This is a genomic window from Parapedobacter sp. SGR-10 (genome assembly GCF_011030405.1).
Taxonomy (GTDB): Bacteria; Bacteroidota; Bacteroidia; order Sphingobacteriales; family Sphingobacteriaceae; genus Sphingobacterium.
Genome location: NZ_JAAJTJ010000078.1, coordinates 1 through 439, shown reverse-complemented (window position 1 = coordinate 439; position 439 = coordinate 1). Strand labels below are relative to the sequence as shown.

The following is a 439-nucleotide window of genomic DNA, read 5'->3' as shown; positions in this document are numbered from 1 at the left end:
GTTGACAACAGATATGGAATTCCATTCTTGTCTGAAGTCCACTAACTCCAATGCTGCCAGGGCGTTGAAACGATGCCTGTTGTTGATCGTATAGTTAAAGTTTAAGGTATTTCTATTCGTAATCTTTACCCTTCTGGAGTTGTAGTTGGTCAGTTCCCCATTGGCCCCAAATCCCGAACCGAATTCCTTGTCAAAATAGTCTACACGCCGTCCTGTGATGTAATATTGGGCGACATCACTTGTGAAGTTCAGCCATGGCTTGAAATTGACTCTTGCCCAGGCAGATGTGAACAGCGTGAATTGTGGCCGTTGGCGGATGTTGTCATAGGCACTGGCGATAGGGTTGTGGTTGCCGTTCAATAGGTTGTTCGGAAACCTAAAGTTATACGATCCATCTTCCAGATAGGCCGGTACGACAGCCGGTAGGAGCAGGGCAGCG

The 439-nt window shown here is 47.4% G+C and carries 1 protein-coding gene; it reads right to left on the bottom strand.

Annotated features, from left to right (window positions below; translation table 11 throughout):
* The coding region (locus tag G5B00_RS17935; protein WP_163878844.1) for a hypothetical protein at positions 1-439 on the bottom strand (439 nt) is incomplete at both ends.